We start from the raw sequence: 6,881 nt of genomic DNA, 5'->3' as shown, positions 1-6,881 counted from the left end.
CTATCTCCCCGTTCGGTCAGTCCTGAATTGAATCTGACGAGTTTTTCCCACAGGATTGATCCGTTCTGGTTGCAGTATTCCGTTGCGAACTCCCGAGTAAATCTGTTGATTACTTTTGCATATTCTTCTGAAAATTCTTCATTTCTTTCCTTTGCTTTGTACCCCAAAGGTTCGATAATCTCGGTGTAAAGGTTTTCGTCTCCCGATATAAACTCCCAAAATCTCTGGCCGCACAGCTTCAAATAATCGCTCTTATCGGGCTTGTTATCTTTGCCGTAGCAACAGCCGTTTACAGCAACCACTTTCAGAGCCGACGTGTTGGTGCCAAGAATGCGTTTGGCACGCTTAAAATCATCTTTCATACGGGCGATCTGACGGCTGTTGCCCCAGTTTGGCCCGGATTTGATTGAAACGATGTAAGCGATATTGTCTTTGGAGAATTCGAGATCAATGCCTTCAGAGGATGATTTTTTACCTCCATATACTTTACCGCAGATAAATATGGCTAATTCTTCAAGGAACCCACCGAAAATTCCTTCCTCTTGCGAGGAGAGATGTGCATCAAGGATGGTCTTTACTAAATCTTGGGCAGTATTTTGGTTCTTTGCTCGAAACAGATAAGGGTTTTTCCTGGTGAGAATTTTATTCAGTTTGAGATCGGAAAGATTATCGAGTCTTCGTTTATGAAATTTCTGAATACCTGGCTCTATAAACCCGATAATTTCATCTTTTGCGATTTGCATCATATTGAGCTTCCTCTTCACACAGCAACATTTGTTTCTCAAATACTTTCTCTTGTGCAATAGAAACATATTCTTCCATAATGTCAATACCGACCGAATTTCTTCCGAGTTGTTGAGCTACCTCACAGGTTGTTCCACAACCGATAAAAGGGTCTAATACCCAATCGTCTTCTTTCGTGAAAAGTTTGATAAACCACTCTGGAAGTAACCGGGGAAATGTGGCACTATGATTGCGGTTTCCCGTCTCCGTGGCCAGATGCAGCACATTTGACGGGAACGCTTTATCACGTCCCACCCAGTTTGCAATGTTTTTCCCAAATCCACTGCCAACCTGGGAATTGAATCGTATCACGTCATTAGTACCAAGGTGTTTCAAACGGGTTTTTGCCCAATCGCCCATAGGCACCATAACCGCTTCCTGATACATATGAAATTGTCGGGATTTATTGAACTGGAGACAACGCTCCCATGCGTCGCGGAACCGATTTGGCCGTTTGCCTGGATGACAATTTTTCTTATGCCAGACAAACTCTTCGGTCCAAAGCCACCCCTGTTGCCTAAGCCCAAGTATCAATTCAATGACGTATGTATGCCGTTCCCCATCAACAACCTTTTCTTTAATATTGAGAATAAATGTTCCTGTAGGCTTAAGAACTCTTAAGAATTGTTCACTCCGGGGAAGAAACCATTCAACGTAGGCGTCAGGAGATACTCCACCGTATGATTTCGCTCTGCAATCTGCGTAGGGTGGTGATGTCACAATAAGATCGAAGAAATTTTCAGGATAATCCTGTAAAACGCTCAAGCAATCGCCATTTCTTATTATACATTCAAGGGTTCTCATATATTGCATTTTAGCATGGAAAGGTTTTGAATTCTATTCTAATGTTTTTTTATTCTCATCCAACAATTAACTATACACACCAAATTGGACGTATATTGGATATTCTGACTAATTCGTGTGTAATATCCAATATACATACCACAATCTTTATTAAAAATCTTTCCATCATCCGTCCAGGGGGGCTTAACGCTTATCCCCGGCTTGTTAAGAACATGAGCATAAATCATCGTAGTTGACACGTCCTTGTGTCCAAAATTTCCTGGACTGTACTTATATACTGGTTTGCTTTTAATAAGTGAGTTGCAAAGGAATGATGGAAAATTTTTAATGATCGCCGTAATACCCACCCCTTTTTCTTTTTATTTTCCTGCTATTTCAATAAAATGTCAAGTATTTTTAAAGCATTATAAATTTTAATCAGCTCATGATAAGAAACCTCGAAAGATGGCCTATCCTCCCCACAAATATTTGCAGCAACATTTGCTGCAAATATTAATATTTTCGTAAAGCCAATATAGAGGCTGTTCTACACAATTCTGTTTCTTTAGAAAAATCGAGAAAGGTCAAAACATTGCCGAAATTTCATGGGTTATTTGGCCTGTAACCTAAATAGTTATATTATATTAAGGTATTATACGGAAAAATCAGGAGACTCTGATAAAACATTATATAATGAATGATTCACGAATTTTTGTTATAGTTATCCCAATCGTAAATACATCAATATAAAGAGGTATTAAAGCATGTCTTCTGAAATTCCATTCCGGATTGTTGAATCTGAAAGCACTTTTCTTGATCCGCGAAAAAAGTTTGAACCGAATACAGAACGTTTTCAGGTACGTTTTGATCCCCTTACCAACAGATCGGGACACTTCTGCCATTTTGGAGCCATAAAACCGCAACGCCTCCCCCTTGATCTGTACGCAACCCCCGAAGTTAAGGGTTTTTGCCCTTTCTGCCTTGAATTCAGGGAAAAGGTTACGCCGAAATTTATTCCCGAGGTGTTGCCCGAAGGCAGGCTTAAAAAAAATCAGGCCGTCCTTATCCCGAATCTTTTCCCCTACGACATTTACAGCGGCGTAGCGATAATGACAGACGAACATGTGGTTCCGCTCCAGGGGTTTACAGAAGAAATATTAAGCGACGCTTTTTCCCTTGGCATTGAATTCCTCAATAAACTCAAGGCTATAGATGCATCATTGCCCTACAATATCATGACATGGAATTATATGCCCCCTTCAGGTGGGGGACTGGTTCATCCTCACCAACAGTACTTTGCTACTGATTGCCCGGGGAACCAGGTTACCGATGAACTGAGAGCTTCGGAAATGTTTTATAAAACACATGGTGTGAGCTACTGGACTGAGTTTATAAGTGAAGAAAAGAGGCTGGACGAGCGCTACATAGGCTCAATTGGTGATTCTGCCTGGCTGTCCTCTTTTGTGTCGCTGGGTATTTTTGGCGAAATCATATGTATCTTCCCTGAAGTGTTTTCTATTAGTGAATTTACAGAGATGCATGTAAATGAGCTTGTATCAGGTCTTCTGAAGGCCTTTCGATATTACAGCGACACAGACATATACAGCTTTAACGCCTCTTTGGTCTTCGGACCTGAAGGCCAGACATATTTCCCTTGTCATTTCCGTTTGATAGCAAGAACATTTCTCAACATGAGAGACTATGCTCCCGATTTGAACTTTTTTCAGGCCCTTCTTGACGAACCTGTATGCGTAAGCCTTCCGGAGGAGCTTTGCAAAGAACTAAAAAAATATTTCTGAAATGAAGAAACATCTGAAAAAAACATTTCTTACCGGGCTTTTCATCCTCATTCCGCTTGTTGTCACCATATATATTATCTATACGGTTGTCATATCCGTTGATACATTCATTTCCCCTTTTATAAGGAATATAATGGCAAACATCACCGGAACAAGCGTGTACATAAAGGGAACCGGTTTTTTTCTTTTTATCATTATTACCTATTTAACAGGCGTGCTGGCCTCCAATTATATCGGCAAAAAGCTGCTCACATACGGTGAAGCCACGATCAGGAAAATCCCTTTTGTAAAAGGCATATACGGTTCCATCAAAGACATGATAGACGCCTTTTCATCGGAAAAAATGAAATCCTTTAAAGAGGTTGTCCTTATTGATTTTCCTTTCAAGGGCCGCTATGCCATAGGCTTTATAACGCAACGTATACAGTCCGGAGATAAGGGGGAGCTCTGCGCTGTCTTTGTCCCTACCACGCCTAACCCCACATCGGGTTATCTGATTTTCCTGCCCGAAGAAGATTTGATCCATATGGATATGTCCGTTGAAGACGCTGTTAAATATGTAGTTTCCCTTGGCACATCACGGGTTGAGATGAAATGGAAAGAGAAAAAGTCGTCTACCTTCTGACAGGGCTTAAAAGGTTTGCATTCAAGGCCCTTATTGTCGTTGCGGTATCGAGTGTCATATGTTTTATCTTCTTCAGGGATATTTTGCGCATCCTTCTTCTGGCAGCCGATATCAAAGTCTACTATTTTGCTGTTCAGGAAGTATTTTTCTCATCAATAGAACTGGCAATCTATAGCGGTGTGTTTTTATCATTTCCCTTTATTGTCTTTCTGTTATGGTATGAATTCAGGAGCGTTACAGGTTTAAGGCCCTATGAAGGCTGTCTTTTTATCGTCTCCTCCATAGCGCTATTCTATGTCGGGAGCATATTCTGCTACAACATAGTCTTGCGGTCAGGCATAAAATTTCTTCTCGGTTATGAAGGAAACAGCTTAAAGGCAATGATATCTGTCGAAAGGTTCATAAGTTTCTCTTCGGCCATGGTTTTTGCCTTTGGCATAACCTTTGAGGTGCCCGTAGTCCTTCTTGCCCTGAACAAAAAGGGCATTGTGAAATCGCAAACTCTCACAAAAACAAGAAGGTATGCAATCCTTGTTATCACTATAGCCGCGGCAGTCATTACACCCACGCCGGATGTGTACAACATGATGCTCCTGGCCGTGCCCACATACATTCTCTATGAAGTGGGGATACTGCTCATGAAGATGAATGAAAGAAAAGACAGATCAAAAGGGTAAAATGTTTGTTGACCTATTGCAATTAATCTATATACAATTGATAATGACAGGCCAACAAGCTGACAGAGAAAGGAAAAGCCTTTTCACTGTTCATTGCTCACTTTTCACGGCAAAGACATTTTTTCATGCTATAGTCTTTGAATCGTCAACCGTAAACCGTTTGTTTAACTGACATGGAAACTTACATCGCAAAATACGGATATATCGGAATTTTTATCGGGACATTTCTTGAGGGAGAAACTACGGTACTCCTTGGCGGAATTTTTTCCAAGCTTGGTTATATGACTATAAATAAGGTAGTTTTGTGGGCTTTTCTGGGGACGTTTATTGGTGATTGCACATTTTTTGGACTGGGAAGGGTCTTCGGAAGAAACTACATTGAAAAATATGAGTTCCTGAGGAGTAAAATCCCTCTTGCCAACAAAATCATAAAAAAACACGGCAATTTCATAATATTTTTCATAAGGTTTCTGGTAGGCATAAGGGCTATAATTCTGTTGCTTCTGGGCTGTACAAATATACGCCTGGGTAAATTTATGTTATTTAATGCAATAAACTCGATTTTATGGAGTATAGCCGTAACGCTGACAGGATATATCTTTGGAAATGTTGTTTACGTATTCGTGAAGGATATCAAGAAATATGAGAATTATATCGTGCCTGTAATACTTGCTGCCGTAACCATACTCATACTGATCTACAGGCACATTGTACAAGCAAGGGAGCGAAAGTCTTATGGAAATGAATGAAAAACTCATCAGAGAACTTAAAAAAAAGTTTGAAATAGAAATGTATAAAAAAGAAGCTGAGATAGTTGAATACTGGAAAAAAGAGATTGATATAATATACAGAAAAAAATATGACGGCCTGAGTTCGCTCCAGATTGATGTTAAGGCCCTCATGGAGAGGATGAACAACAGGACGACAATACTTAACAGAATGGTAAAAGAAGAGCAATGAACCACCTTCTAAACGTGAATCGCGGATTACTAATTGTGGATTTTAAATTTCAAAATCTGGCAACGTTATCGTACATAGTACGTCGTGCTTCAACAATATTTATTGCTGCAATATTAACAGTTTTAATTGCCTGTCCTCTCGGATGGGCACAGACTGTCCAGAAGAAAGGGCTCCCGCTCGATAAAAGGGTTGCCGACCTTGAGGCTGAGGTGGCGCGGTTAAAGAGGGAGGTTAACGTATATAGCCTGGATGGATTACCGGAAACACTCATCCTGTGCGACAAAAAAATACCTATTTTCAGTGATAATATAAGAGAAAGGTTTGAGAGGGAATTTTTCCAGCTTCTTGAGGACAAAGGGCTTTTGACAATAATCGTCAAGAGATACTTCAAATACCTCAATATGATCAACCTGGAAACGCAAAAAATGTCCCTCCCTTCAGATCTTATATATCTTGTAATTACAGAAAGCTATTTAAACCCCAGGGCTATCTCCAAGGCAAATGCCGCCGGTTTGTGGCAATTCATGAAAGAGACGGGGAAAAACGAGGGGTTGTACATTGACGATTATGTTGATGAAAGATACAACATAAAAAAGGCGACCAGATCTGCTCTTGCCCACTTGAAAAAGCTGAATGGAGAATTCGGAGACTGGCTTATTGCAATGGCTGCATACAATGCAGGTCCGGGGAAATTAAGGGAAGCTATTGAGAATCAGAATACAAAGGATTTTTTTGAATTGTTCCTCCCGCAGGAAACAGAAAGATACATTTTCAGAATCATGGCCTTAAAAGAGATTGTCCTGAACAGGGAGACGTATGGTATAAAAATAGATGAGAAAGATCTGTATAAACCCATACTGATTTATGAAGTCCTTATCGAGACGGGCAAAGAGATACATGTGTCAATTCTTTCAAAGTGCATGGATACATCTTTTAAAGTCTTCAGAGATAACAATCTGCATTTAAAAAAATACAGGCTGCCAAAGGGAACATACAGCATAAATGTACCTTATGAGAAACGGGATATATTTCTGAAAAGGCTCAAGGAATACCCACACATAAGCATTGTTCGTGAAAATTAATACAAATTAGAGACCTCTGCAAAAGCACCCCTATTGACCTTTCTGTCATGTCCCGTCTGCACGGGATTACTGCCCGCTTCGCTCTACCGGCAAAAGCCGGTGTTTTTGCTTGCGCAGGCAACATCCAGTAAATTCAATAACTTCTGGATACCGGTTTTCAGCGGTATGGCGG

At 40.4% G+C, this 6,881-nt stretch carries 8 protein-coding genes and 1 pseudogene; 6 read left to right on the top strand and 3 right to left on the bottom strand.

The annotated features are described in order from the left end of the window. The 3 genes and pseudogenes from NT178_11830 to NT178_11820 all read right to left on the bottom strand — a co-directional run. Positions 1 to 746: PmeII family type II restriction endonuclease (locus NT178_11830; GenBank protein MCX5813215.1), on the bottom strand; the 746-nt coding region annotated here is incomplete at its 3' end. After that, the gene (locus tag NT178_11825) at positions 724 to 1,587 is read right to left on the bottom strand and encodes a site-specific DNA-methyltransferase (protein MCX5813214.1); all 864 of its coding nucleotides are present in this window, start codon (positions 1,585 to 1,587) and stop codon (positions 724 to 726) included. The genes NT178_11830 and NT178_11825, both read right to left, overlap by 23 nt. A 194-nt stretch (positions 1,588 to 1,781) precedes the next feature. Next, positions 1,782 to 1,900 (bottom strand): annotated as a pseudogene (locus NT178_11820) (tyrosine-type recombinase/integrase). A 430-nt stretch (positions 1,901 to 2,330) separates the two neighbouring features. On the opposite strand from NT178_11820, the gene NT178_11815 reads away from it, so the two are divergent. The 6 genes from NT178_11815 (at position 2,331) to NT178_11790 (ending at position 6,709) form a co-directional block, all read left to right on the top strand. Continuing rightward, a complete protein-coding gene (locus tag NT178_11815; protein ID MCX5813213.1) occupies positions 2,331 to 3,365 on the top strand; it encodes a hypothetical protein in 1,035 nt (344 codons plus the stop codon). 1 nt (position 3,366) lies between these two features. Further along, the gene (locus tag NT178_11810; protein MCX5813212.1) at positions 3,367 to 3,990 is read left to right on the top strand and encodes a DUF502 domain-containing protein; all 624 of its coding nucleotides are present in this window, start codon (positions 3,367 to 3,369) and stop codon (positions 3,988 to 3,990) included. Then, positions 3,960 to 4,667: a twin-arginine translocase subunit TatC gene (locus NT178_11805; GenBank protein MCX5813211.1), complete on the top strand. Its 708-nt coding sequence runs from the start codon at positions 3,960 to 3,962 to the stop codon at positions 4,665 to 4,667. The genes NT178_11810 and NT178_11805 overlap by 31 nt, the downstream gene beginning before the upstream one ends. 173 nt (positions 4,668 to 4,840) lie before the next feature. Next, positions 4,841 to 5,416: a DedA family protein gene (locus NT178_11800; protein ID MCX5813210.1), complete on the top strand. Its 576-nt coding sequence runs from the start codon at positions 4,841 to 4,843 to the stop codon at positions 5,414 to 5,416. Beyond that, the gene (locus NT178_11795; protein MCX5813209.1) at positions 5,403 to 5,627 is read left to right on the top strand and encodes a hypothetical protein; all 225 of its coding nucleotides are present in this window, start codon (positions 5,403 to 5,405) and stop codon (positions 5,625 to 5,627) included. Before NT178_11800 ends, NT178_11795 begins: the two co-directional genes overlap by 14 nt. Further along, complete coding sequence (locus NT178_11790; protein ID MCX5813208.1) at positions 5,624 to 6,709, top strand: lytic transglycosylase domain-containing protein; 1,086 nt, start codon at positions 5,624 to 5,626, stop codon at positions 6,707 to 6,709. Before NT178_11795 ends, NT178_11790 begins: the two co-directional genes overlap by 4 nt. Positions 6,710 to 6,881: the final 172 nt, after the last annotated feature.

This window comes from Pseudomonadota bacterium (assembly GCA_026388255.1).
Lineage (GTDB): Bacteria > Desulfobacterota > Syntrophorhabdia > Syntrophorhabdales > Syntrophorhabdaceae > JAPLKB01.
This window is presented reverse-complemented; position numbering and strand designations above follow the sequence as displayed.

What these genes read in the sequence shown, in the direction of transcription:
- NT178_11795 (MCX5813209.1), top strand. Translation starts at nt 5,403, where the DNA reads ATGGAAATGAATGAAAAACTCATCAGAGAACTTAAAAAAAAGTTTGAA.
- NT178_11815 (MCX5813213.1), top strand. Translation starts at nt 2,331, where the DNA reads ATGTCTTCTGAAATTCCATTCCGGATTGTTGAATCTGAAAGCACTTTT.
- NT178_11825 (MCX5813214.1), bottom strand. Translation starts at nt 1,587, where the DNA reads ATGAGAACCCTTGAATGTATAATAAGAAATGGCGATTGCTTGAGCGTT.
- NT178_11790 (MCX5813208.1), top strand. Translation starts at nt 5,624, where the DNA reads ATGAACCACCTTCTAAACGTGAATCGCGGATTACTAATTGTGGATTTT.
- NT178_11800 (MCX5813210.1), top strand. Translation starts at nt 4,841, where the DNA reads ATGGAAACTTACATCGCAAAATACGGATATATCGGAATTTTTATCGGG.
- NT178_11810 (MCX5813212.1), top strand. Translation starts at nt 3,367, where the DNA reads ATGAAGAAACATCTGAAAAAAACATTTCTTACCGGGCTTTTCATCCTC.
- NT178_11805 (MCX5813211.1), top strand. Translation starts at nt 3,960, where the DNA reads ATGGAAAGAGAAAAAGTCGTCTACCTTCTGACAGGGCTTAAAAGGTTT.